We start from the raw sequence: 22798 nt of genomic DNA, 5'->3' as shown, positions 1-22798 counted from the left end.
TCACACCTGCAATACAATACCTGTTCACTTAGGTTCTTTTTTCTCCATCCATTCCTCATAACTCATACGTGGAATATCAAACAATTCTCCCAACTTAACATAAGTGGCTCCGGCCATCCTTCCCACCGGCCGCAGTCCCATGGTATCAATTCGCCCACGATCGACGAGTTCGTCGGCAACATGAAACTGCACTACTTCGCCGATCAGCAAGTCGCTATTAGGTTCCTTTTCGGTTCCACCCAGCGCCAAATGTTGATGTAACCGACATTCCATCTGGATTTTGCACTCCGCTAATCGGGGCACGGACACCACTTCGCTGTCGGCAAAAGTAAACCCGACTTGTACCGCTTCGCCAACCTCAGCCGGAAATTCGACCGCCGTTTCGTTCACCATCGTCACAATGCTCTCATCTACAATGTGAACAACATATTCCCCATGATTTAAGATGTTGCGTGCCGTATCCTTCATGACACCGCCCGGCTTGCGTGTGCAAGAGAAAGCCAACAGTGGCGGTTCGGTGGCGACCACATTAAAAAAGCTAAAGGGCGCAGCATTGACTGTCCCGTTCGGCCCTAGGGAGGTGACAAAAGCGATGGGCCTCGGCAACACGCTACCTATCAGCAATTTGTAATTGTCGGTCTTTGAAAGCTTCTTGGGATCAAAGCGCATATTAACCCTCCGTCTCTTCAGGCAACCAACTCGCCATATACTCCGCTACTTCGTACGAGAGGGCAGCCTTGGTCACCCGCAATGGACGGAATGTGTCCACCATGACAGCCAGTTCTTCCGTCCGGGTTTTACCGATGCTCGCTTCCATTTTCCCTGGATGGGGCCCGTGGGGAATCCCGCTGGGATGCAGGGTGATTGAACCTTCGTTTATGCCTTTTCGACTCATGAAATTCCCCTTAACATAGTAAAGCACCTCATCGCTATTCACATTGCTGTGATAATAAGGAGCTGGAATGGCCAAGGGATGATAATCGTACATCCGCGGCACAAAGGAGCAAACGACAAAGTTGGGACCGGCAAACGTCTGGTGAACTGGCGGAGGCTGATGAATGGAGCCGGTAATCGGTTCAAAATCTTCAATATTAAAGGCCCAAGGGTAAAGATATCCGTCCCAACCAACTACATCAAACGGATGAAAATCGTATAGATAGGCATGTAAGCGATTTCGTGCCTTAACACGAATTTCAAACGTTCCTTTTTCCTCATGTGTTTGCAGTTTTTTAGGAACCCGTATATCCCGTTCACAATAGGGGCTGTGCTCCATCAGTTGGCCCACTTCGTTTTGGTACCGTCGGGGCGGAGTGATTTCCCCTGTTGTTTCAATGACCAACAAACGGGTTTGCTCGCTCTTCATGTTCAAACGGTAAGTGGTTCCCACCGGTATCACCAAATAATCACCAGGGCGGTAGGGGAGATCACCAAAAATAGTTTCCAAAACCCCTTCCCCCTCATGGACGAAGAGAATTTCATCGCCATCGCTGTTGCGGAAAAAATAAGGCATCGTTTCTGTCGGATTGGCCGTAGCGATGGCCACATCTTCATTCACCAACCAATGGACACGCCCTTCAATCGGATCTTTGCCCTTCGGAGCCTCAAACGTCAAAAAATGCCGATGACGATTGGCCCCTTCCTCCTCCAACGGCACTGTCCAGTCTCTCAAAAACCGAGCCTCCCGCACTTGTGTCGGCGGATGGATGTGATACAAAATGGACTGAATGCCAGAAAAACCTTTGGTGCCCATCACCTGCTCGCGATACAAACTCCCATCAGGCTGTCGAAATTGAACATGTCGCTTGGCTGGGAGATTTCCCAGACGATGATAAAACGGCATGGCTCTCCCTCCTAATGATTCATCTATTCACTATTTTAACAAAATAACAAATACATTTCTTGAAAAGGTTTTCTCTTCTCTAAAAATAACGACGGATGTTATCACCAGCAAAGACGACGGCAACCACCCTATGCAAAAACGATTTGCTCCAACAGTACCATATTTGAAAGGATTTTCTGCATAAGCATTGAATTAGTTAACATCCAAAACCTCTTTTTTCCAAAATCAAGTAAGGAGATGTACGTGAATAATGAGGATTGCAAAAGAGCTATTGGCCTGGGGTGGTTCAATCTTCTTCGGCATTGCCTTCGCACTTTTTATCAGTATTTTTGTATTTCAACCCACCAAAGTTCTCGGTAGCTCAATGGAACCTACATTAAAACCCAACCACCACATCTATGTATCCAAACTTCCCCGGACGTTCACCTACAAGCCCCGGATCGGTGACATCGTGATCATTGACAGCCGCGTAAATCGTGCGCGCACATGGAAGGACGATTTACTCGATACCCCGCTGTTCTCCATGTTTAAAGAGCGCCATAGCCACGATGTCTGGGTCAAGCGCGTCATCGGCCTCCCCGGCGATACCATCATGATCAAAAGCAACCAAGTGTACCGAAACGGACAACGTCTGAAGGAAGATTACATTAAAGAGGCGATGTTCGATACGCCGGACGCCCATTTCGTCATTCCGGAAAACCAGATCTTCGTCATGGGCGACAACCGCAACAACAGCCGGGATAGCCGGGAAATAGGCAGCATCCCCATCGATCATGTGCTAGGGGTTAAAATATTCTAAATGTCGCCATGAACCAAGTGGATGACGCTGTCCCCTTGCAGTGTAGTTGGAGGCAAAAATGAAAAGCTAGGATGCCTTTTGCATCCTAGCTTTCTTTATTATTTCGCAAATTGCACCGCTGCGTCTTGCGCTTTGGCGATGGCATCCTTCAAGATGGCTTCTGCTTGATCCGGTTGTGCAGCCATTCCTTCAGCGACAACCGTGGTAACATCCGTAATTCCAATGAAGTTCATCACCGCATGGATATAACGATCAGCGAAATTCAAATCCTGCGCCGGACCATGGGAATAAACGCCACCGCTGGCATGCAGGTGAATTGCTTTTTTACCTTCCAACAAGCCGACCGGTCCTTGTTCAGTGTACTTGAAGGTTTTGCCCGCGATGCAAATGGTGTCGATATACGTTTTCATGCGTGGTGGGAACAAGAAGTTCCACATCGGCGTAACAAACACATACTTGTCCGCTTCCACAAATTGATCGGTCAATTCATTGATCCGAGCGACTTTGCGTTGCTCGTCTTCAGTCAGACCTTCACCTTTAGCCAGTTTGCCCCATCCGCTGAACACATCGGCGTCAAGGTAAGGAAGATCCATTTGGTATAAGTCAAGATGGATGATTTCGTCTTGAGGATTCAATTCTTTATATTTATCCAAGAATCCTTTCCCCAATTTGAGACTGAATGATTCGTTTTCTGCTTTGGGATTGGCAGTGATGTACAGTACTTTGGCCATTTGCGTCTTCCTCCTAAAAAATAATCAACTAATCTTTTGTAAGTATATTAAACAGATGATATTTTGTCAAGCTAGGCGGTTCCTTTATGTATTATAAATAACCATGCCAATTCTCATTCATCCATTCAACTTTGCGCAAATTGCACCGCTTGTTGTTTGGCAAGCTGAATCCCCTGTTGGAGAATTTGCGAGAACCGTTGCGGGTCTGATGTGCCCTCGGCAATGATGGATTGCACATCGGTGATTCCCATCAACCCCAAAACCAACCGGACATAACTGTCGGCATACTCCATCGCTTGCGCCGGACCCTGTGAATAGATTTGCCCCCGCGCTTGAATATGAACCGCCTTTTTGTTCAGCAACATCCCGACCGGTCCGGCCGCGGTGTACTGGTAGGTTTTTCCTTGCATGCAGACCAGGTCGATGTACGCTTTAAACATGGGTGGCAAACCAAAATTCCACATGGGTGTGACAAAAATATACTTGTCGGCGTGGATAAATTGTTCAACCAACTCACTGATCCTCCCCAACTTTTTCCGCTCTTCCAAAGTAAGAGGGGAACCTTCATTCAACTTACTCCATCCGCTAAACACATCGAAATCCAGTAAGGGAATCGGATCGCGGTACAAGTCCAGCTCTACAATTTCATCAAGCGGATTGGTCAATTCATACGTTCGCAAAAACTCCCGTCCCATACGTAAACACACAGATTCCGACTCTGGTTTAGGATTAGCGGTGACATATAATACCGTTGCCAAAGACTCATCTCCTCGCCTAAGGCCTTTTAGCCATGAATGTTTCTCTATAAATTGAAAAAAACTGCCCGATCTGTTACCTGTTATAGGACATATCGATAATTAAATAACATACAACATGCTTTTATTACCCTATATGGATAACAATTATAACCTAAAATCAAATATTTGGTCGATTTAAAGACGACAGAAAAAAATAAGAAGTGGATCATATCCACTTCACTTCGGGCCATTGCATTATTTTCTAACGAAACGACATTCCTTGCCAAGCCATTTGGGCTCAATGCAAATAACGCTCGATTTCTGCCAGCCAGTCCGGATTGCCGGGTCGGATGTCCGTCTCTTCATTTAAAAAGTCTTCAGGCATCAAGGTGACCAATAACTCTTTGTTCCGTTTTTCTTTCGGCAATCGGACACATCTGCGTCCATGGTTAAACTTCACCTGCTGGAAAAATTCCCGCAGGCGCGCAAGTTGGCCCTCTGGGCCGTACCTGTGCAGGTGAATCATCGCTTTGACGCAGTCATCTTTGGCACTGGGATGGATTACATACTCTTCTGCGCGCGCCATCTGTTCAAAGTGCTCGGCCAGCTCATAAGGCGTGTAGGGAACAAAAGTGAAACGGTTTTTCACCAAATCGTTCCATTGCTCCCCCAACCATTCCTTTAACAAAGACTCCTCTCCAACTAAGATCAGGGCGCTGTCTGCCTCCCGCTGCGCCAGTATCTGCTTGATATGGCGTATGATGCTTTGACCGCTCTCTGTGTTAGCCAATAGCGGCAGGCGTTCAATGAGCAGGATCCCGCCTTTCCCTTGGTCTATGAATCGGTGCCACTCCCGCAACATGGCCTCCTCCGGCTGTTGCGCCAACAAGCCAGCATCCATGCAGATAACCTGATCCGAAGGTAGGATGCCTATTCCTTTCAACGCCCGGCCATACCCCTCGGCCACCTCTACCTGACCGGTGTCCGCAGGGCCACAGAAAACGGCGTGGATGGGCATCTCATCAGGCAAAGGCAAGCCTAGTCGTTTGCGCTCTTGTTGGTAATCCAAGTAGGTTACCACGTCTCTCATTTGTTGCTTCACTTTCTCCTGCCCGATCACCCGCTCCCACTCGGCCGCATACTCGCTTAACAATTCGCTTTCCTCTTCTGCTGACTGCGGTTTGGCAGTCGTAGAGGGGATATCTGTCAGGCAGCGCTTGATGATGGGATGGCCATTTTCCACTGACCACGCTTCATCGCATTTCGTCAAAGTGCACTCCTCAAACGTTCCCCGGCCGTTGTCGATCACATGAACCCCCACTTTGGATTGGGACACATGACAACGGACAAACGTAGGATCGGCGGCATGGGCGATACAGACTGCCCCGCGGTCGGGAAACTGCTTGATCTCCGTCTCCTGTACGATCCCTTCCGCTTTCTGCGCATAATAAATCCCGTACTCTTGCCCATGGTAGACCTTGGATCGCAGAATATCCAACCGCCCATCATCCAGCACCGTGACGATGTTGCGATTGAACCCAAATAGCTCGCAGCTTTCGACGATGCCTTTGCCGCTATGGTAACAGGCTATAGCCCCTTGATCCCCGTCATGTATACGCGTCCGCAAAAATTGGGGGTTCGCCTCCGTCCGGATCACCACTGCGGGCTTATCGATAAACCCATACAAGTCGCAATTTTCTACAATGCCACCTGCTTCTTCCTCAAACAAAAATGCACCACCCGGACAATTTTTGATTTCCGTGTGATGAAATCGGGGCAGGGCTCGTCCGGCCACCCGAACTGCCGCTCGTTCCTTACCGAGGGCATAAAACTTACATTCTTCAAAAACCCCTTTTCCCCCTTGGAAAACGATGCCCGTGGCTTTGCCATCATGGATCTGCGTTCGGAGGAATGTGGGGCTCCCGCCATGAACGCCCACGGCTGGACTGTGGTGGAAGCCATACACATTGCACTCCTCAAACCGGCCTTGTCCCAGCTCTTCCACAAACACTCCGTAACCCAATGTACCTGTGATCTTGCACTTGCGAAAAATGGGATTCCCTTGCGCAATAAACACCACTGCCAGTTCTCCGTGGCTGAGAAGTTCGCATTGCTCAAACAAGATTTTCCCCGCGCTTTGACACTGGACAGCAACATTTTTCTCACTGAAAACCGATGACCTGCGTACAATGGGCTCCGCATCATCATGCAAAATGGAGATCGCCGGACTTTTAGAGGCTATGACGCGGCAATCTTCCAATACCAAGGAACCTTTATTCATCAACACGGCAGGGGCTTGGGCCATGCGCGATTTCTTGATGGTCACGTTCTTGATCACCGCATAACCGGTTCCCATCTCGATGGTGGCAAACTTTTTACCTTGGATCACCACTTCCTTATCATCGCCGAGCCCTACAATTTCAATATATCGATCAAGCCATAAATCCTCTTGGTAGACGCCAGGCTCAACCTCAATCGTCGTGCCTGGTTTCGCATCCATAATGGCATCTTGAATATTGCGATACTTGGCGAACCACCTACGCGAAACGCGGATTATTGCCATCGATAGTCAAACCGCCTTTCCAACCCGTTACTTCTTTCTTCACTATATCATGCCACAATGCAAAGAAAAAAGTCGGCATTGGCCGACTTGTTACCTGTTGCCCCTGTTATAATATTCAAACAAATGGTCGCGAATGATTTTTTCCGGCGATTCTGTTGGTTCTTCGTTTTCAATGCTGTTTTTTTCTGCCTCGTTCACTGAATCAGGCACTTCATACGCCAGGGAATGGGAAATCACGAAGAACTCCTCCCAACTTGTGAATGGATTTATTTATCTAAATTATATTATAACAATAGAAACATATCAACATCTGTATTAATACAGAAAGGCAAAAAAATGAACCCCTGCCGATATCACTCTTAGGGTGTGTCTGGCAAATCAAGTTGGTAGGGAAGAAGCGGCGGAAAAAGCTTTTCTCGAGGAGCGCTCGCCACGCGTGAAGCGAATGAGAAAATGGTTTTGGAGCCGCTAGCCTATTCATCAGACACGCTCTAGAAGCAACATCAACAGTGGTTCAGTGCGCTGGAGCTCGAATCAATTGCCAACACCCTGCCACCACTCCCTGCCCCCCTCTCAAAAAAAAAGCCACCCTGCATATAGGGTGACTCTCTATCAATCATATTGCACTAATGAAACCACATTAAGCCCATCTAACTTCTTGCGGCCTTCCAGATAGTTCAGCTCAATCAGGAACGCAGCAGCCACCGGCACTCCCTGCAACTGTTTCACCAAATCGAGCGTGGCGGAAATGGTTCCACCGGTAGCCAGCAAATCGTCCGCAATCAGCACTTTTTGGCCCGGTTTGATCGCATCTTTATGCATAGCGAGCAAGTCCTTGCCATACTCCAAGCTGTAGCTGGCTTCAATCGTTTCACCGGGCAACTTCCCTTTTTTGCGAACGGGTACAAACCCGACTCCCAAAGCGTAAGCAAGAGGCGCGCCCACGACGAAACCGCGCGCTTCAGGGCCCACGATCACATCAATCTCTACGTCTTTTAATTGCTCTTTCAATTCGTCAATCGCCGCCCGGTATGCCGCGCCATCTTGCAAAAGGGTGGTGATGTCTTTAAACCGAATCCCCGGTTGCGGATAGTCTGGAATCACTCTGATTTTCTCTTTGAAGTTCATTTGCTAAGCCTCCTATATGTGTGAAAGCAATCGTTGACACCAAGAACTGGCACAATTCCAGATATGTCGAGTACACAAGGGTGCGAAATACTTCTTCTCGCTCTATCTGTTTTTGATACAGCACCGACTCAGTTAATGGTTTTTTGTTTGGATTAGGATGAATCTTGATTTCACCTTGATTGAGCGAAATAAAGCCACACTCCGCAAACACTTGAATCATAAAGGAAAGCGCCCGTTTTTGCAATCCCGTGACACGAGCCAAAGACGAAAAATGTTTGGACAATGAAATTTTCTCCTTGCCGACCAATACGCTGTACAGCTTCTTAAATTCTTCCCGGGTCGGGGTTTTGACCAGCATATCGTCAAATTCCTTATCACCGAACAACAGGTACAAGCGTTCAGCATTGGCAAAATAAGGCAAGCTCTTTTTGCAGACTGACATGGTTGGCGGAGCTTGCACCCATACGACGCGCTTCGCCCGCTTGATCTGCTCTTCATCGCATCTGCCTTGCCCTAGCGCTTCCCACGAAACCACATGATACTTGGCTCCCCGCAACAGTTCCTCATCCTCGGAACCGGCTCCGCAGACGAAGAGGCACTCCTCCGCATCCATATCTAGAAAGCGGTCCAGTTGTTTGCGGTTGCTGCGCCAATCAAATATTTGCAAATGGGGGATGGCCACATCCTTGATAATCAACTGTGGCGAACGTTTGCCATTCCACTCGTTTACCTGCAATTCCCCCAATACGCGCAACCGGGCGCAAGGGGAAATCTCCTTCTCCATGCCTCCCGCTCGGAAAGCGATGCCTTCTAGCAAGTGTTCCCCATCCTGCAAGATCATTTTGACATGCTCATTATCGCGCCCCATCAGTTGCAACCGCAACAATTTCAGATTGTCAAACGCAAACAGGGGAGTGGGATTGCCCATGCCGTATGGAGCGAGCGCTTCGATTTGCTCTATCAAGGGCAATTGCACCCGCTCCAAACGCAATTCATCTTCCAATGCCGTTTGCGGCACATAATCCTCGTCCGTCAACCATTGTTGTGCCAGTCGGCTGAGGTGTTGATGAAAAGGAGCGATGTTTTCGATGGGCAATGTCATCCCCGCTGCCATGGCGTGCCCCCCGAAATGCGGCAACCATTCCTGGCATTCCGCAAGCGCGCGGTACAAATGAAAAGCGGAAATGCTACGCGCGGAGCCTTTGGCTGTGCCTTTTTCCTCATCAATGCTCAGCACGATCGCCGGACGGTAGTATTTTTCCACCAAGCGTGATGCGACAATGCCGACCACACCCACGTTCCACCCTTTTTGGGCGACGACGATGACGTGTTGGTGCCGCTCCTTATCCTGCTCCACTTCGGCAATCGCTTCTTGGGTCATCTCTTCCACTAATTCTTGCCGTTCCCGGTTCACCTCATCCAGCTCTTCTGCCAACATCCGCGCTTCCTCTTCATTATCGGTGATCAGCAACCGCACAGCCGAATCAGCCGAATCCAGGCGGCCGCTGGCATTGATCCGCGGCCCCAGCGCAAAGCCGACATGGCCCGCCGTCACCTCCCGCTGAATGCCGGCAACATCTAGCAACGCCCGCATTCCGGTCAATTCCCGTCGATTCATCCGCTCCAAACCAAAAGCGGCCAAAATTCGGTTTTCATCCGTCAACGGAACCAAGTCCGCAATGGTGCCAAGTGCCACTAATTCCAACCACTCTTCCGGAATGCGTCCTAAAAGGGCGGTCGCCAGCTTGAACGCCACCCCGACTCCGGCCAACATCTTAAATGGATATGGGCACCCCGGTTTCTTGGGATTGATCACCGCATAAGCGTCCGGCAGCTGCTCCGGCGGCTCATGGTGGTCGGTGATGATCAGATCGAGTCCGAGCTGTTTCGCCACCTCTGCTTCCGTCACCGCGCTGATCCCCGTATCCACCGACACCACTAAGCCAAAACCACGCTCTTTGGCCAAGGCCAGCGCCTCTTTATTTATGCCGTACCCCTCCCGAAAACGGTTGGGGATATAATAGTCCACATCCGCCTGAAGCGTTCTCATCACATGGAGCAACAAGCTGGTGCTACTCACTCCGTCTGCATCATAATCGCCGTAGATGAGAATTTTCTCTTTGTCCGCTATCGCTTGCTTGATCCGCTCCACGGCAGCCTTCATTCCGTCCAGCAGATAAGGGTCGTGCAAATATTCCAATTTTGGCTTGAGAAATTTGTTGGCCGCTTCACTATCATCAATTCCCCTTCGCACCAAGAGCCGGGCGATCAAGGGGTCAATTCCGCACTCGGCGGCCAGCTTGGCGACCACCGCCTCGTCCGGCTCCACTTTATGCCAACGCGTTTTTGCGTGCAACACGTTCACGTTCACCTCGCTTTGCGTCATTCATTATATCACAAAGCCCAAATAGGGCAGGAGAAACTTATTGTCATGAAAAGAGGCCGCAGGCATATCGCCGCGGCCTCTTGAAGCCAGATTGGCGGTTATTCCGCCGCCACCGGCTCCCCATTTTTCTTTTGCATCGCTTTCCACTTCCAACCAATCCACAATGGGCTCGCCACAAAAATGGAAGAATAAGCCCCGGAAATCAGGCCAAACAACAGGGCCAAAGAGAAGTTTGCGATGCTCTCCCCGCCCAACAGCCATAAGGCAAAAGCGGCAAAAGCCACCGTCAACACCGTGTTGATCGAACGCGTCAAGGTCTGGTTGATGCTGACATTGACTACCTTCGCCAAGTCTTCCCATTTCTTCGGCTTCATCGTTTCCATATTTTCACGGATCCGGTCAAAGATCACGATGGTGTCATTGATCGAATACCCGATGATGGTCAATACAGCGGCGATAAAAACGACGTCCACTTCTAAACGCAACAGTGAAAACATCCCGATGGTAAACAGCGAGTCATAAACCAAGGCGATCACCGCCGCCACCCCAAACCGCCACTCAAAGCGAAACGCCACATACACCACGATACAGAGCGACGCGATCACGGTAGCCTTGATCGCATTGCTCGCCAATTCGCGCCCGATGATCGGGTCTACTCTTTGTTCTTGCACTTTAGGAGTCAGGTTAAACGTTTCTTGGAATTTTGCTTTGATCTTTTGAATATCTTGCCGTGACAAGGACTTGTCCACACGGAAGATGACAATCTCATTTTTCGTGCCACCTATACGGATGTTGGGATTATTGTAGCCCATATCCTCCAGCGCCTCGCGCGCTTTCTCGATCTTTGCATTGGGTGCCAGTGAAATATCCAGGCGGGTTCCGCTTTTAAAGTCGATTCCAAGGTTCAGCCCTTGCCATACAAGGGACACAACACACACCGCCATCACGGCTAGGGCGATGAGCAGATACGTTTTGCGGTGCTTGATGATATCGAACTTATAGGTCACTGATCTCATCCTCCCTTACGCCAAACAATCCTGGCCGCTTAAGCAAATTGGACCGAACCAAGAGCGTCATCATGATCCGCGACAGCGCCACAGCAGTGAGGAAGCTGACGATAATCCCCACAATCAGCGAAACCGAAAAGCCCTTGACTGCGGAGGTACCGAAGATGAACAGCACAACCGCGGCAATAACGGTCGTGATGTTGGCGTCGAAGATGGTCAGGAACGAACGCTTGGAACCCGCTTTGACCGCACCAGCGATGCTTCGTCCGATCCGGAGTTCGTCGCGAATCCGTTCGTTCATGATGATGTTGGCGTCGACCGCCATCCCGATCCCTAGGATAAACGCGGCGATTCCTGGCAACGTCAGGGTCACATCAAGCAACATGAATGTCAACAGCACGAGGTAAGAGTAAGCGATAAGCGTGATCACGGCGATAAAGCCGGGCAAGCGGTACACACCGATGACGAAAATAAAGATGGCGATAAGCGCGTACAATCCAGCAATCAAACTGTCGCGCAACGAATCAGCGCCAAGCGACGCGTCAACGGAGTAGCTTTGCACTTCTTTCAACTTCAGTGGAATGGCCCCAGCATTGAGCAAGTCGGCCAATTCCTGTGCCTCTTTCACATCTTTTTGCCCCGAGATCTGTGCCTCCCCACCCGCAATGACCGTTTGCACTTGCGGCGCGCTGAGCAGATTGTCATCCAAATAGATCGGAAGTTGTTGTCCTAGGTAGGTGCGCGTAATGTTTTCAAATTTCTTCGGGTCTTTCAACTTTAGCGTCACCACGGGACGGTTTAATTGGTCATAACCCACACCAGCCCCGTTTTCCTTGAGGTCTTTCCCTTCCATCAATATCTTTTTACCGGTAGGGTCACGAAAGGTCAGCTTCGCTTGTTTTCCAAGCATTTCACGCGCTTTGTTCTGGTCTTTGACCCCAGCCAGTTGCACGCGAATACGGTTGCCCCCTTCAACGGTGATCTCCGGTTCGCTCACCCCCAACACGTTGATCCGGTTGTTCAACGCAGCAGCGGTGTCCTTCAGGGCATCTAGGCTAACATTTTTTTGTTCCGTTTCATACAGCACTTCAAACCCGCCCTGGAGGTCAAGGCCTTTGGTTATGTTATTCCATACGTCGAGTGTGGTTGTGGCGACAGTGCCCAGTATCACCACCACCATCAGGCAAAAAGCCACCAGTTTGCCCTTGCGAATCTTCATGGTTGCTCCTCCTTTTATGTATCACACCAACATACTCATTATCCGGCGCATCTGAAGGAATGTCAATTTTCAAGGAGCTCACGATTAATGACAAATGGGTAAAGTTATTATTTATTTTCCTAATACTCTGTCTAACGTACGCCTAGTCTGATTGTAATGAATGCGTCCAACCCTGTCAAAAAAACGGGGCGAACATTCCCAACTCGATAGAAAATGTTCGCCCGTTTTTTATTTTTGCTCATCATCATCTTTATATACCGACAGCATCAGCCAGTTCATAAACCGATTCGCTTTTAGCGACATGATATCATTAACCAGGCGGTTTAACCGGGGCCAGCCGCGCCGGTAATTTTCGGAGACGCAGGCCCAAATCTGTTCACCCGTCACATTTTCATAACCATACATACGAAATTCGGCCGCTTTGCTGTTGCAGAGATCCTCGATGCATGTCATCAATTCCTGCTCGCTCATGAATTCGCGCTGTGATTGCTTCTGCCGACTGACTGACTTTAACGATCCTTGTCTTGCCATGGTGTTCCTCCTCGCTCTGCGTATCAAAAACCTGCCTTTTGTTCATATCCTCTTTCGGTTTTTAGAATACAAAATCCTACCCGTACATTCCACAATTTTTTTGGCATGAGTCGCACGGACAAGTCATACGTTTTAGTAAACTTTTGCGAAAGAGAGGCCGAACTATGAAAAGCAAGGGATTTTTATACGGGACGCTGATTTTAGTCGGCGCAGGCCTTATCACTAAAATCCTTGGTTTTGTTTATCGGATCGCTCTTTCCCGCATCATCGGGGACGAAGGCATGGGGCTGTTTCAAATGGCGTTTCCCATCCTGGTTTTCACCATTGTGGTCACCACCGCTGGATTGCCGGTGGCCATCTCCAAATTGGTCTCCGAAGCTGAGGCAAAAAACGAAACGGAACGGATTCGCTCCATTCTCATTGTATCGATCTTCATCGTCGTTATCACTAGTGTGTTGATTACCAGTTTTGTCCTGCTCTTCGCTCCATGGATTGCCAAAACGCTACTCACGGACCAACGGGCAGTTTATGCGTTGCTCGGCATCGCACCAATCATTCCTATCATTGCCATCTCTTCGATCTTCCGCGGATATTTTCAGGGGCGGCAAAACATGAGCCCTTACGCCATGTCCACCATCATTGAGCAAACCGTGCGCATTTTTACGGTGTTAATATTAGCCACCATCCTGCTCCCTTACGGTGTTGAATACGCGGCGGCGGGCGCCATGATCGGCATGGTAATCGGCGAATTTGCCGGGCTTTTGTATCTGCTTTATTCATTTAAACGAGATGCTGGGCGCCCCAAATTGCGTAAGCTCTCATTTGCCAAGAAACAACATTCGCAACAATGGCGCGAAAGTCTGCGCGATCTGTTGCGCTTGGCCATTCCTGTCACCACCAGCCGTTTGGTTGGTTCGTTTTCTTATGCGATCGAACCGATTGTCGTTTCGCAAAGTTTGGCTCTCGCCGGCATCGCCACGGCCGCGGCAACTGGGTTGTACGGCCAATTGGAAGGCATGGCGATCCCGCTCGTTTTTTTTCCTTCATTCATCACTTACGCGCTGTCCGTTTCGCTCGTACCGGCGATCAGTGAAGCGGCAGCGCAAAACAATACCCGCTTGGTTTCTCACCGCCTACAACAGGCTGTCCGCTTAAACCTGATTGTGGCATTGCCAAGCGCCTTGCTCATGTATATGCTGGCGGAACCGCTATCCATCCTGCTCTACCGCCAAACCGATGTAGCGCGGCTAATCCAAATCATGGCTCCCTTCACTGTGTTGCATGCCATGCAAGGCCCCTTCGCATCGGTATTGCAAGGATTGGATAACGCGAAAGCCCCCATGCGCAATTCCATCATCGGAGCGGTAGTTAAGACCATCTTGATTTTTGCCCTCGCTTCCCAGCCGGAATTGGGGATCGACGGGGTCGCCTTGGCCATCAATTGCGGCATTGTCATCGTCACGACCCTGCATTTCATCGATATATTAAAAGTCATTTCTTTCCGTCTTCCTTTGAAAGATCTGGGCAAACTGTGCGTCGCCACCGCAGCCACAGGCTTAGTCACCTATACCTGCATCCATATGGAACACTGGACCTTATTCGCCCAAACCGCGGCCGGCTTTTTCGGCAGTTTGTCCATCTACGCGCTGTGCCTAGTGTCGCTCTCACTGATCCGCAAAGATGACGTGCGGCGTATTCCCTATGTCGGCAAATGGATGGCCAAATGCCTGCCCCATTAACGCGTTGGGCGGTCCTTCCGATCAATGTACAACCGCCCTTCGTAGTTCACCGCCGCATAAAACACCTCTTTAAAATCTTTCAAACCCCGCTTTTGGATTTCCGCCTTGAGCCAAAAGCGGTTTTGCCCCAACTTTTTGAGTCCTTCTTCCTGCACCTTCCCGTCGATGATCACGGGGATAGGCATCCGAAACTGTTTGAGATCCCGTCTCACATCCTCCTTGAATGCAGGCCGTTTCTCCTCTTTAGGAAACACGCTCAGCTTCCCTGTCGTTTCCAACACCGCAAATTCCACATCGGAGACATCGGGAATGTTTTTTTCCCGCAACTGGGTGAGCAAATCATCCAGATTGTATCGCAACTTGGCCATATTCTTGTCGACGATTTTCCCATTTTCAATCAACGGAACCGGACTACCCTCCACCCAATTCCGAATCCGTTCGCTTTTAATCAAAATGAAGGATAACAAAATTTGCAAAGCAGCTAACAGGATGATCGGGGAAATCCAGGTGATCAGCGGTTCCTCTTTGTTTTCGATGGCCATGGACGAAATGTCGGCGATCATGAAAGAAACAACCAAATCAAAAATCGACAACTTACCGATCTCCCGTTTCCCCATGACACGCATGATGACTAGGAGAAACACATAAATGAATACGGTGCGCAAGAGGATAGACCCCATGTTTCGGCAACCTCCTTTCATCCAGACTTACAGGCTCCCCTGACATCGCTCCACGTGACGTAATTCACCGGTTAGTTTCCGCAGCGCGATCCATTTTTATGTCTGACCCGGACAGTGATATTTTGGACTCGCCTGTCATAACATGTACCAACTTGCCCAAAGGAGGTCAGAGGATGAAAGAAGCTTTGTTTGACACTGCAAAAAAGGGATGGCAATCCCCTTGGCTTGTGGGCCAATGTTGGATCTGGGGAATCATTTTGTTCTGCTCTTTCCTCGCCGCGTTGGGCCTCAGATATACGTCGTTGCCGTCAGACAATGTGACAGCCATTTCCTACATTGTGAACGCAGGCGCTCTCTTCGCCGGCGGACTGGCTTCCGGACGCCGCGCGGGGCGGAAAGGATGGATGATAGGCGGAATTCAAGGCGTGCTGTTCGTGTTATTGGTCTGGCTGCTGAGCTTCTTGGCGTTTGACGCGGCCCCTACCATCAACCCGTTGGCTTTTCTCTGCTTCGCCTTCGCCGTCGGTGGGTTGGGCGGCATGATCGGCGTAAACACTAAACCATGACCAAAACACAAACCGCCTTCCTCCGTCCAATTGGCGAGAGAAGGCGGTTTGTTGTGCTAGGTTACTGATCCCGTGGTGCGATACACATCTTGATACGGTTTTTTCGCCGACTGTTCATAAGCGGTGATGCGATCGGCGTGAAGTAGCGTGGCACCGATGTCATCCAAGCCTTTCAGCAGTCGCTCACGCCGGTAAGGGTCGACTTGGAATCTCCATGTCGTGCCTTCATCGTCCCGCACCACTTGCGCTTCCAAATCCACTTCCAAGCGGTACTGCCCCCGCCCCGCTTGTTGGAAAAGGTGCTCCACATCCTTTTCTGGCAACACGATGGGCAACATGCCATTCTTAAAACAGTTGTTGTGAAAAATGTCGGCAAACGAGGGGGCGATGATCACTTTAAAACCATAATCGGCCAGCGCCCAAGGTGCGTGCTCGCGCGATGATCCGCAACCGAAATTGTTGCGGGCGAGGAGGATGCTCGCTCCAGCATAACGTGGCTGATTCAGCACGAAAGACGGGTCAGGTTCCCCATTGGGCAAATAGCGCCAATCATAGAAGAGAAATTGTCCAAACCCAGATCGCTCCACCCGCTTCAAAAACTGTTTAGGAATGATTGCGTCCGTATCCACATTAGGCCGATCCAACGGTGCAACAATGCCTTGGTGACGAACAAATACCTCCATCAGTTAACCTCCTCCAGCTTCTGTAATTGCCCCGGCTCCACAAATCGACCAGCGATCGCCGCGGCGGCAGCTGTGACCGGAGACACGAGATGGGTGCGCGCTCCCCGCCCTTGCCTTCCTTCAAAGTTCCGATTTGAAGTGGAAGCACACCGTTCCCCCGCCGGTACCACATCGGGGTTCATCGCCAAACACATACTACAACCCGGCTCACGCCATTCAAAACCCGCTGTGATGAAAATCTCATGCAATCCTTCCTGTTCCGCTTGCCGTTTAACTTGTTTTGAACCGGGAACCACGATGGCCCGGACTTTTGGTGATACCTTATGTCCTCGTACCACTTGTGCTGCAAGACGCAGGTCTTCTATCCGCGAGTTGGTACAAGAGCCGATAAATACGTGCTGGATCGGGATGTCCGAAATCTTGGTGCCGGGTTCAAGCCCCATGTAAGCCAACGCTTGCCTTGCCGCAAGCCGTTCCATTTCTGTGGGGAAGGTATCAGGATCAGGTACGATACCATTGATACTAGTGCCCATGCCGGGATGGGTTCCCCATGTGACCTGGGGTTCCAAAGCAGAAACATCAAACTGGATCACCCGGTCGAAGACCGCATCGGGATCTGTAACCAATTCCCGCCACAACTTCACACAGGCGTCGAAATCCTCCCCCTTCGGCGCATAGGGACGGCCTTTTAAATAAGCAAACGTCGTCTCATCCGGTTCGATCAGACCTGCCCGGGCCCCGGCTTCAATCGACATGTTGCAGATGGTCATCCGTTCTTCCATCGACATGGCTCGAACTGCTTCACCTGCAAATTGGATCACATGGCCTGTGCCGAAATCAACCCCATATTGAGCGATCAAACCGAGGATCACATCTTTGGCGGTCACACCTGGGCGTGGTCGACCAGTTAATTCAACCAACAGCGTTCGAGGCTTTGTTTGCCACAAGCATTGAGTCGCCAGCACATGCTCCAGTTCACTAGTACCAATGCCGAACGCCAGTGCACCAAACGCGCCATGCGTCGATGTGTGGCTATCTCCGCATACAATCGTCTTGCCTGGTAGCGTCAACCCTAATTCCGGGCCGATGACGTGGACAATCCCTTGTTCTTCGCTATGCAAATCGGCCAAAGAAATCCCAAACGCCTCACAGTTCATTTGCAAGGTTTCAATCTGCTTGCCCGCTATCGGATCTGTCACTGTAAATGGATTGTCGGTCGGCACATTGTGATCCATGGTCGCGAACGTAAGTTCAGGCCGTCGCACTTTCCTACCAGCCATGCGCAACCCTTCAAACGCTTGCGGCGAGGTGACCTCATGCACTAAATGCAAATCAATGTACAGTAGATGCGGCTTGCCTTCTTCCGCGACAACCACATGTTGCTCCCAAATCTTATCAAACATTGTTTTACCCGCCACATCTGATCCCTCCCCTTTTTGCATATTGTGCCAATGCTTCGCGCACCTTGGCTCCCATCTCCGACGTGGTTAAGCGAGCCGTTCCCGGCTCACCCAAATCTTCCGTTCGCCATCCTTCAGCCAGTACCGACTCAATCGCGGATTGGATGGCATCCGCCTCTCTAGCCCAACCCGCCGTTTGGCGCAACATCATGGCGACGGACAAAAACATGGCCAATGGATTGGCTTTGTTTTGACCCGCGATATCAGGCGCAGAGCCATGAATCGGTTCATACAGCCCCGGACCCGTCTCACTGAGGCTGGCGGAAGGCAACATACCAATCGAACCAGTGATCATCGCGGCTTCGTCACTCAATATGTCCCCAAACATGTTTTCCGTCACGATCACATCAAAACGGCTTGGACATTTGATCAATTGCATCGCCGCATTATCCACCAACAAGTGGTTCAAAGTCACATCGGGATATTCAAGTGCCAACCGTTCCGCCGTTTCCCGCCATAACCGGCTAGTTTCTAGTACGTTAGCTTTATCCACCGATGTCAGGAGGCGGCGACGCTGGCGGGCCATCTCAAATCCGAGCCGCAAGATTCGCTCGATTTCCGCTTCTGTGTAGTGCAAGGTGTCAACTGCTTCCCATTCCTGCCCGCTCCGACGACGTTCCTTCGGGGTACCAAAATATAAGCCACCGGTCAACTCCCGCACGATCACCATGTCTACATCCTGCAACAGCTCCCCCTTCAACGGGGATGCTCCCTCCAAGCCAGCAAAGACGGTAATCGGACGCAGATTGGCGTAAAGCCCAAGTTCTTTGCGCAAAGCGAGTAAGCCCGCTTCTGGGCGCAAATGACCTGGTTGGCCATCCCACTTGGGGCCGCCAACCGCCCCTAACAAAACGGCATCGCTGGTGCGGCATAATTGAAGCGTCGCTTTTGGCAACGGCGTCCCCTCTTCATCAATGGCTGCCCCACCGATTTGCCCGTACTGAATTTCAATGTTCCGTTGAAAGAGGCGAACGATTTCTTCCAGCAAATTCACCGCCTCTCTCGTGATCTCGGGACCGATTCCGTCACCCGGTAACACGGCAACGCGCATACTTCCCACATCCTTTCTGTTAATGATGGTTCGTCGCTAATACAGCTCCTGCCCGCACTTTTACCATGATGCGGTTGATCGCATCCAACAACGCTTTGGCCGAAGCGCCAAGCACGTCATTGTCGATGCCACGCCCTGTTCCGACATGGCCTTGGTGCTTCACTTTGACATAGACTTCTGCCAGCGAATCGATGCCAGACGTAGTCGATTGGATGCGATAGTCCATCAGCTCGATCGGCTCGGGAAGCAAGCGCTGGATCGTCTGATAAATCGCTTCGACACTGCCGTTTCCTGTAGCCGCTTCTTGGACGAACTCCCCTTCTGGCGTCTTGATTCCAATCGTGGCCGTGGATACGCCTTGCGCGCCATAATGCACTTGCAGAAAAACGAGTTCGTACGCATCGGCCCCTTTCTCTTTGCCAGTCAAATCAGCTGCCAGGGCCATGATATCCTCATCTGTAACCTCTTTGCGCTTTTCCGTCAATTCTTTGAAGTGTTTGAACAGAAGATGGAACCGTTCATCGTCCAATTGAATCCCCAATTCTTCACACTTGTTTCGGAACGCGTGACGGCCTGAATGCTTACCGAGCACGATGGCATTGGAAGAAAGGCCGATCATTTCTGGGCGGATGATCTCATAGGTCAGCTTGTTTTTTAGTACTCCGTCTTGATGAATGCCCGATTCATGCGCAAACGCATTGGCTCCGACCACCGCTTTGTTGGGAGGGACAGCTAAGCCGGTGTACTTACTAACCAAACGGCTAGTACGTACTATTTGGTTTAGTTCCAGCCCTGTTTCGGCTTGGTACACTTGTTTGCGAATGGCCAGCGCAATGGCGATTTCTTCGAGTGAAGCGTTGCCGGCCCGCTCACCAATGCCATTAATTGTGCACTCGATCTGCTCCGCCCCTCCCTCGATTGATGCCAAGGAGTTGGCCACTGCCAAGCCCAGATCATCATGACAGTGGGCCGAAAGCTTGGCGCGGTGGATGTTGGGCACTCGCTCCCGCAAATAGCGGAACATCCCAGCATATTCTTGCGGCGTGGCGTAACCGACTGTATCGGGTAGATTGACCACTGTCGCACCCGCATCGATCACTTTCGTCACAATCTCGACGAGAAAATCCCAATCGCTTCGCGTCGCGTCTTCAGCCGACCATTCCACATTGCTAGTGAAGTTCGCGGCATATCGGACTGACTCGACCGCCTTTTGCACTACTTGTTCTGGCGTCATCCGCAACTTATGCTCCATATGGATCGGCGATGTTGCGATAAATACATGGATGCGGGGGTTACCCCCCTCTTTGATCGCCTCCCAGGCCGCATCGATGTCATTTTTCGTGGAGCGTGCCAAGGCGGCGACAGAACATTTTCGAATCGTACGGGCGATTCTTTGTACTGATAGGAAATCACCTCGTGAGGACGCCGGGAAGCCCGCCTCCATCACATCCACACCCAATCGCTCCAATTGGCAAGCGATCTCCAACTTTTCATCTGCGTGCAGATTGACTCCGGCTGATTGCTCCCCATCCCGCAACGTGGTATCAAAAATCTCGATTTTTCCCATTTTTCGCTCTCCTTTGCATCCTTAAATCTTGAAAGCTCCACCCTCGCCATCGCCAACTTTTCTAATCATGCTTCCCGCAGGTTCACACGCTTGTCGAAAACATCCCTGGCACTTTTGTGCCCCGCTGAACCGTAAGTTGGCGGAAAGCCTCTGTCAACTTCGCCGTAATGGGCCCCGGCTTCCCACTGCCGATGATGCGACCGTCCACATTCACGACCGGAATCATTTCTGCCGCTGTGCCCGTCAGGAAAACTTCATCGGCCACATAGACATCGTGCCGTGTAAACGGAACCTCCGCACAAGGAATTTGAAACGTCTCGCACAACTCCATCACCACATTGCGCGTAATCCCTTCCAGCGCGCCAACATAGGTCGGCGGTGTGCAGATTTTACCGTTTTTCACAATAAAGATATTATCGCCAGAACCTTCGCACACATATCCATCTTGATTGAGGGTCAACGCTTCATGCACTCCTGCCCGTGCTGCCTCTAGGCGCACCAGGACGTTGTTGAGGTAATTCAATGATTTGATTTTGGGGTTGAGCGCATCCGGGACATTGCGACGAGTCGGAACAGTGACAATTTCCAATCCCTCATCGTAATACCGCTGCGGAAACAAACTTAATTTTTCCGCAATGACAATCACGCTCGCCTGTTTACAATTGCGTGGGTCCAACCCCAGGTCACCCACACCGCGAGATACAACCAATCGAATATAAGCATCGGGCAGGCCATTCTTTTCAAGCGTTTCAACGACGACCGCTTCCATTTCCTCCGGTGTGAGCGGAATGTCGAGCATGATCGACTTGGCCGACTCATATAGCCGGACAATGTGTTCTTTCAGGCAAAAAACGTTGCCAGAATAACAGCGAATCCCCTCAAAGATCCCATCCCCGTATAAAAAGCCATGGTCAAACACGGAAACCACTGCCTCCGACTTGGGAACAAATTCACCATTCAAGTAAACCCATTTTTCCCGCATGTTAAGCTCCCCCTTGTGTTTTATTAATAAGGAAATGAAAAAACCCCCGACTCAACAATCAAATGGCGCGCATTCCTGTCAGGTGCGGCCGGTTTCGATTGCTGAGGCGAGGGTTTCGCGGTACCACTCAGCTTCTCCGCTTTCTCGCGAAAACGGACTCGGCGAGTCCAAACGACTCATGCCCGGTAACGGGGGCAACCGTCGCTTTTTACTTGGGGGCTGAGCCCTTTTCAAAAGCGCAACTCCAAGGTGAGATTCGAAGTGGGAGGGTGACCGTCTTTTCAGCCTAGAGACAGCTCTCTGTACACACTCTGCACTTCTACTAGTCCTCTTCATCGCTTTTTGGTCTGAGGTAATACCCACTATGTTATTTTTTAAGCAGGAACATTGCTACTTTTCTATCAATTTATTATGTGCATTATAAAACTTCACTTATCCTTTGTCAACAACCCCATCCGTATGGACAATACCAAGCGATTTAAGATTAAAAATCAAACAAATCGTGTTGAAAAATAGGATTTGTCAGATGATATGTTTTGTTAAATGGGATTGCCGCTTACTTATTAAAAACGATTATAAGAAGTCTTCTCTACCTTGTCAACAAGAATTTTTTAATCCGTATTCTCCGTTTTTTATGCCTGATGGCACAGGGCTGAAGCGACCTCCCCCGTATTTAAATAGGGGGATATTCATGATCAGGTCCCCTTTTACTAACATTTAACATTAACAATAGTTTGATGAAAACAATTTAAATCCAATCAGTTTTGTATGGATTGGTCATAAGAAAAAGCCCTTGGCCCGTTACCAAGGGTTTCCCGGATCATTATTCCGCTGATTTGGTAGCAGCCGCATCATCAGCGGTAGCCACACTGTTGATAGCCGAGCGTTCAAACACCAAGCGGGTGTTTTCGTTCACTTTCAGCGTAACTTTCTCTTCACTCAAATCCACAATGGTGCCGTGCAACCCACCAATGGTGACAACCTTGTCCCCTTTTTTCAGATTGCTCAGCATCTGGTTGCGCTCTTTCTGCCGTTTTTGTTGTGGACGGATCAAAAAGAAATAAAAAGCGACAAACACCAATAGCATAGGGAGTATTCCCATTAATTGTTGACCCATGATTTACCCTCC

General features: G+C 50.2%; 21 protein-coding genes and 1 other annotated feature. Of the genes, 3 read left to right on the top strand and 18 right to left on the bottom strand.

Translation table 11 applies throughout. From position 1 onward, the window contains the following. Nucleotides 1–24 precede the first annotated feature (24 nt). Together QQZ12_RS12595 and QQZ12_RS12590 are read right to left on the bottom strand one after the other, a co-directional pair. Nucleotides 25–669 carry a flavin reductase family protein gene (locus QQZ12_RS12595; protein ID WP_284724505.1) on the bottom strand — a complete coding sequence of 215 codons (645 nt, stop codon included), beginning with the start codon at nt 667–669 and terminating at the stop codon, nt 25–27. Nucleotide 670: 1 nt separating this feature from the next. Continuing rightward, nucleotides 671–1840: a homogentisate 1,2-dioxygenase gene (locus QQZ12_RS12590; protein WP_022736107.1), complete on the bottom strand. Its 1170-nt coding sequence runs from the start codon at nt 1838–1840 to the stop codon at nt 671–673. 250 nt (nt 1841–2090) lie between these two features. On the opposite strand from QQZ12_RS12590, the gene lepB reads away from it, so the two are divergent. Further along, entirely contained in the window at nt 2091–2639 is a 549-nt protein-coding gene (lepB, locus tag QQZ12_RS12585) for a signal peptidase I (protein ID WP_284724504.1), read from the top strand. Nucleotides 2640–2737: 98 nt separating this feature from the next. On the opposite strand, the gene QQZ12_RS12580 is transcribed toward lepB, so the two are convergent. The 9 genes from QQZ12_RS12580 to QQZ12_RS12540 all read right to left on the bottom strand — a co-directional run bounded on the left by QQZ12_RS12580 (nt 2738) and on the right by QQZ12_RS12540 (nt 12941). Then, nucleotides 2738–3370: an FMN-dependent NADH-azoreductase gene (locus QQZ12_RS12580; RefSeq protein ID WP_102992093.1), complete on the bottom strand. Its 633-nt coding sequence runs from the start codon at nt 3368–3370 to the stop codon at nt 2738–2740. Nucleotides 3371–3495: 125 nt separating this feature from the next. Beyond that, entirely contained in the window at nt 3496–4128 is a 633-nt protein-coding gene (locus QQZ12_RS12575) for an FMN-dependent NADH-azoreductase (RefSeq protein ID WP_022736104.1), read from the bottom strand. Between the two features lie 277 nt (nt 4129–4405). Further along, nucleotides 4406–6670, bottom strand: a complete 2265-nt coding sequence (locus tag QQZ12_RS12570) for a right-handed parallel beta-helix repeat-containing protein (protein ID WP_102992092.1) — start codon at nt 6668–6670, stop codon at nt 4406–4408. 90 nt (nt 6671–6760) lie between these two features. Beyond that, entirely contained in the window at nt 6761–6907 is a 147-nt protein-coding gene (locus tag QQZ12_RS12565; RefSeq protein ID WP_154986085.1) for a hypothetical protein, read from the bottom strand. 375 nt (nt 6908–7282) lie between these two features. Beyond that, complete coding sequence (locus QQZ12_RS12560) at nt 7283–7798, bottom strand: adenine phosphoribosyltransferase (protein ID WP_102992091.1); 516 nt, start codon at nt 7796–7798, stop codon at nt 7283–7285. Continuing rightward, nucleotides 7737–10157: a single-stranded-DNA-specific exonuclease RecJ gene (gene recJ, locus QQZ12_RS12555; RefSeq protein WP_284724503.1), complete on the bottom strand. Its 2421-nt coding sequence runs from the start codon at nt 10155–10157 to the stop codon at nt 7737–7739. Before recJ ends, QQZ12_RS12560 begins: the two co-directional genes overlap by 62 nt. Before the next feature lie 125 nt (nt 10158–10282). Then, the gene (gene secF / locus QQZ12_RS12550) at nt 10283–11191 is read right to left on the bottom strand and encodes a protein translocase subunit SecF (protein ID WP_223248063.1); all 909 of its coding nucleotides are present in this window, start codon (nt 11189–11191) and stop codon (nt 10283–10285) included. Further along, entirely contained in the window at nt 11181–12410 is a 1230-nt protein-coding gene (gene secD / locus QQZ12_RS12545) for a protein translocase subunit SecD (RefSeq protein WP_284724502.1), read from the bottom strand. Before secD ends, secF begins: the two co-directional genes overlap by 11 nt. Before the next feature lie 228 nt (nt 12411–12638). After that, a complete protein-coding gene (locus tag QQZ12_RS12540) occupies nt 12639–12941 on the bottom strand; it encodes a post-transcriptional regulator (RefSeq protein WP_321195640.1) in 303 nt (100 codons plus the stop codon). Nucleotides 12942–13105: 164 nt separating this feature from the next. Here QQZ12_RS12540 and spoVB point away from each other — a divergent pair, with 164 nt between their 5' ends. After that, the gene (spoVB, locus tag QQZ12_RS12535) at nt 13106–14680 is read left to right on the top strand and encodes a stage V sporulation protein B (protein ID WP_106341906.1); all 1575 of its coding nucleotides are present in this window, start codon (nt 13106–13108) and stop codon (nt 14678–14680) included. Here spoVB and QQZ12_RS12530 read toward each other — a convergent pair. Then, nucleotides 14677–15360 (bottom strand): DUF421 domain-containing protein, encoded by a 684-nt coding sequence (locus QQZ12_RS12530; protein ID WP_106341907.1) that lies wholly within the window; start codon nt 15358–15360, stop codon nt 14677–14679. The two genes, spoVB and QQZ12_RS12530, sit on opposite strands and share 4 nt — an antisense overlap. A 173-nt stretch (nt 15361–15533) precedes the next feature. Between QQZ12_RS12530 and QQZ12_RS12525 the strand changes: the two genes are divergently transcribed. Then, a complete protein-coding gene (locus tag QQZ12_RS12525; RefSeq protein ID WP_022736096.1) occupies nt 15534–15926 on the top strand; it encodes a TIGR04086 family membrane protein in 393 nt (130 codons plus the stop codon). Between the two features lie 56 nt (nt 15927–15982). Here QQZ12_RS12525 and leuD read toward each other — a convergent pair whose 3' ends face one another. From leuD to yajC, 6 genes are all read right to left on the bottom strand, one after another. Next, nucleotides 15983–16609 (bottom strand): 3-isopropylmalate dehydratase small subunit, encoded by a 627-nt coding sequence (gene leuD, locus QQZ12_RS12520; RefSeq protein ID WP_284724501.1) that lies wholly within the window; start codon nt 16607–16609, stop codon nt 15983–15985. Further along, entirely contained in the window at nt 16609–18012 is a 1404-nt protein-coding gene (leuC, locus tag QQZ12_RS12515; protein ID WP_425436564.1) for a 3-isopropylmalate dehydratase large subunit, read from the bottom strand. The genes leuD and leuC overlap by 1 nt, the downstream gene beginning before the upstream one ends. A 4-nt stretch (nt 18013–18016) precedes the next feature. After that, nucleotides 18017–19120, bottom strand: coding sequence for a 3-isopropylmalate dehydrogenase (leuB, locus tag QQZ12_RS12510; protein ID WP_284724500.1), 1104 nt, complete (start codon nt 19118–19120; stop codon nt 18017–18019). Nucleotides 19121–19139: 19 nt separating this feature from the next. Next, the gene (locus QQZ12_RS12505; RefSeq protein ID WP_102992083.1) at nt 19140–20687 is read right to left on the bottom strand and encodes a 2-isopropylmalate synthase; all 1548 of its coding nucleotides are present in this window, start codon (nt 20685–20687) and stop codon (nt 19140–19142) included. 82 nt (nt 20688–20769) lie between these two features. Next, on the bottom strand, nt 20770–21669 hold the full coding sequence (ilvE, locus tag QQZ12_RS12500) for a branched-chain-amino-acid transaminase (protein ID WP_106341911.1): 900 nt from the start codon (nt 21667–21669) through the stop codon (nt 20770–20772). A 99-nt stretch (nt 21670–21768) separates the two neighbouring features. Then, nucleotides 21769–22014, bottom strand: a binding site (T-box leader). Between the two features lie 478 nt (nt 22015–22492). Beyond that, nucleotides 22493–22786, bottom strand: a complete 294-nt coding sequence (yajC, locus tag QQZ12_RS12495) for a preprotein translocase subunit YajC (protein ID WP_102992081.1) — start codon at nt 22784–22786, stop codon at nt 22493–22495. Nucleotides 22787–22798: the final 12 nt, after the last annotated feature.

It is taken from the genome of Laceyella tengchongensis (assembly GCF_900182735.1).
Taxonomy (GTDB): domain Bacteria; phylum Bacillota; class Bacilli; order Thermoactinomycetales; family Thermoactinomycetaceae; genus Laceyella; species Laceyella tengchongensis.
The sequence above is the reverse complement of the archived record's forward strand: the minus strand, read 5'-3'. Positions and strand labels throughout refer to the sequence as shown.

Coding starts and splice junctions, on each gene's coding strand:
- QQZ12_RS12595 (WP_284724505.1), bottom strand. CDS start 669: ATGCGCTTTGATCCCAAGAAGCTTTCAAAGACCGACAATTACAAATTG.
- QQZ12_RS12590 (WP_022736107.1), bottom strand. CDS start 1,840: ATGCCGTTTTATCATCGTCTGGGAAATCTCCCAGCCAAGCGACATGTT.
- lepB (WP_284724504.1), top strand. CDS start 2,091: ATGAGGATTGCAAAAGAGCTATTGGCCTGGGGTGGTTCAATCTTCTTC.
- QQZ12_RS12580 (WP_102992093.1), bottom strand. CDS start 3,370: ATGGCCAAAGTACTGTACATCACTGCCAATCCCAAAGCAGAAAACGAA.
- QQZ12_RS12570 (WP_102992092.1), bottom strand. CDS start 6,670: ATGGCAATAATCCGCGTTTCGCGTAGGTGGTTCGCCAAGTATCGCAAT.
- QQZ12_RS12560 (WP_102992091.1), bottom strand. CDS start 7,798: ATGAACTTCAAAGAGAAAATCAGAGTGATTCCAGACTATCCGCAACCG.
- secD (WP_284724502.1), bottom strand. CDS start 12,410: ATGAAGATTCGCAAGGGCAAACTGGTGGCTTTTTGCCTGATGGTGGTG.
- QQZ12_RS12540 (WP_321195640.1), bottom strand. CDS start 12,941: ATGGCAAGACAAGGATCGTTAAAGTCAGTCAGTCGGCAGAAGCAATCA.
- spoVB (WP_106341906.1), top strand. CDS start 13,106: ATGAAAAGCAAGGGATTTTTATACGGGACGCTGATTTTAGTCGGCGCA.
- QQZ12_RS12530 (WP_106341907.1), bottom strand. CDS start 15,360: ATGGGGTCTATCCTCTTGCGCACCGTATTCATTTATGTGTTTCTCCTA.
- QQZ12_RS12525 (WP_022736096.1), top strand. CDS start 15,534: ATGAAAGAAGCTTTGTTTGACACTGCAAAAAAGGGATGGCAATCCCCT.
- leuD (WP_284724501.1), bottom strand. CDS start 16,609: ATGGAGGTATTTGTTCGTCACCAAGGCATTGTTGCACCGTTGGATCGG.
- leuC (WP_425436564.1), bottom strand. CDS start 18,012: ATGTTTGATAAGATTTGGGAGCAACATGTGGTTGTCGCGGAAGAAGGC.
- leuB (WP_284724500.1), bottom strand. CDS start 19,120: ATGCGCGTTGCCGTGTTACCGGGTGACGGAATCGGTCCCGAGATCACG.
- QQZ12_RS12505 (WP_102992083.1), bottom strand. CDS start 20,687: ATGGGAAAAATCGAGATTTTTGATACCACGTTGCGGGATGGGGAGCAA.
- ilvE (WP_106341911.1), bottom strand. CDS start 21,669: ATGCGGGAAAAATGGGTTTACTTGAATGGTGAATTTGTTCCCAAGTCG.
- yajC (WP_102992081.1), bottom strand. CDS start 22,786: ATGGGTCAACAATTAATGGGAATACTCCCTATGCTATTGGTGTTTGTC.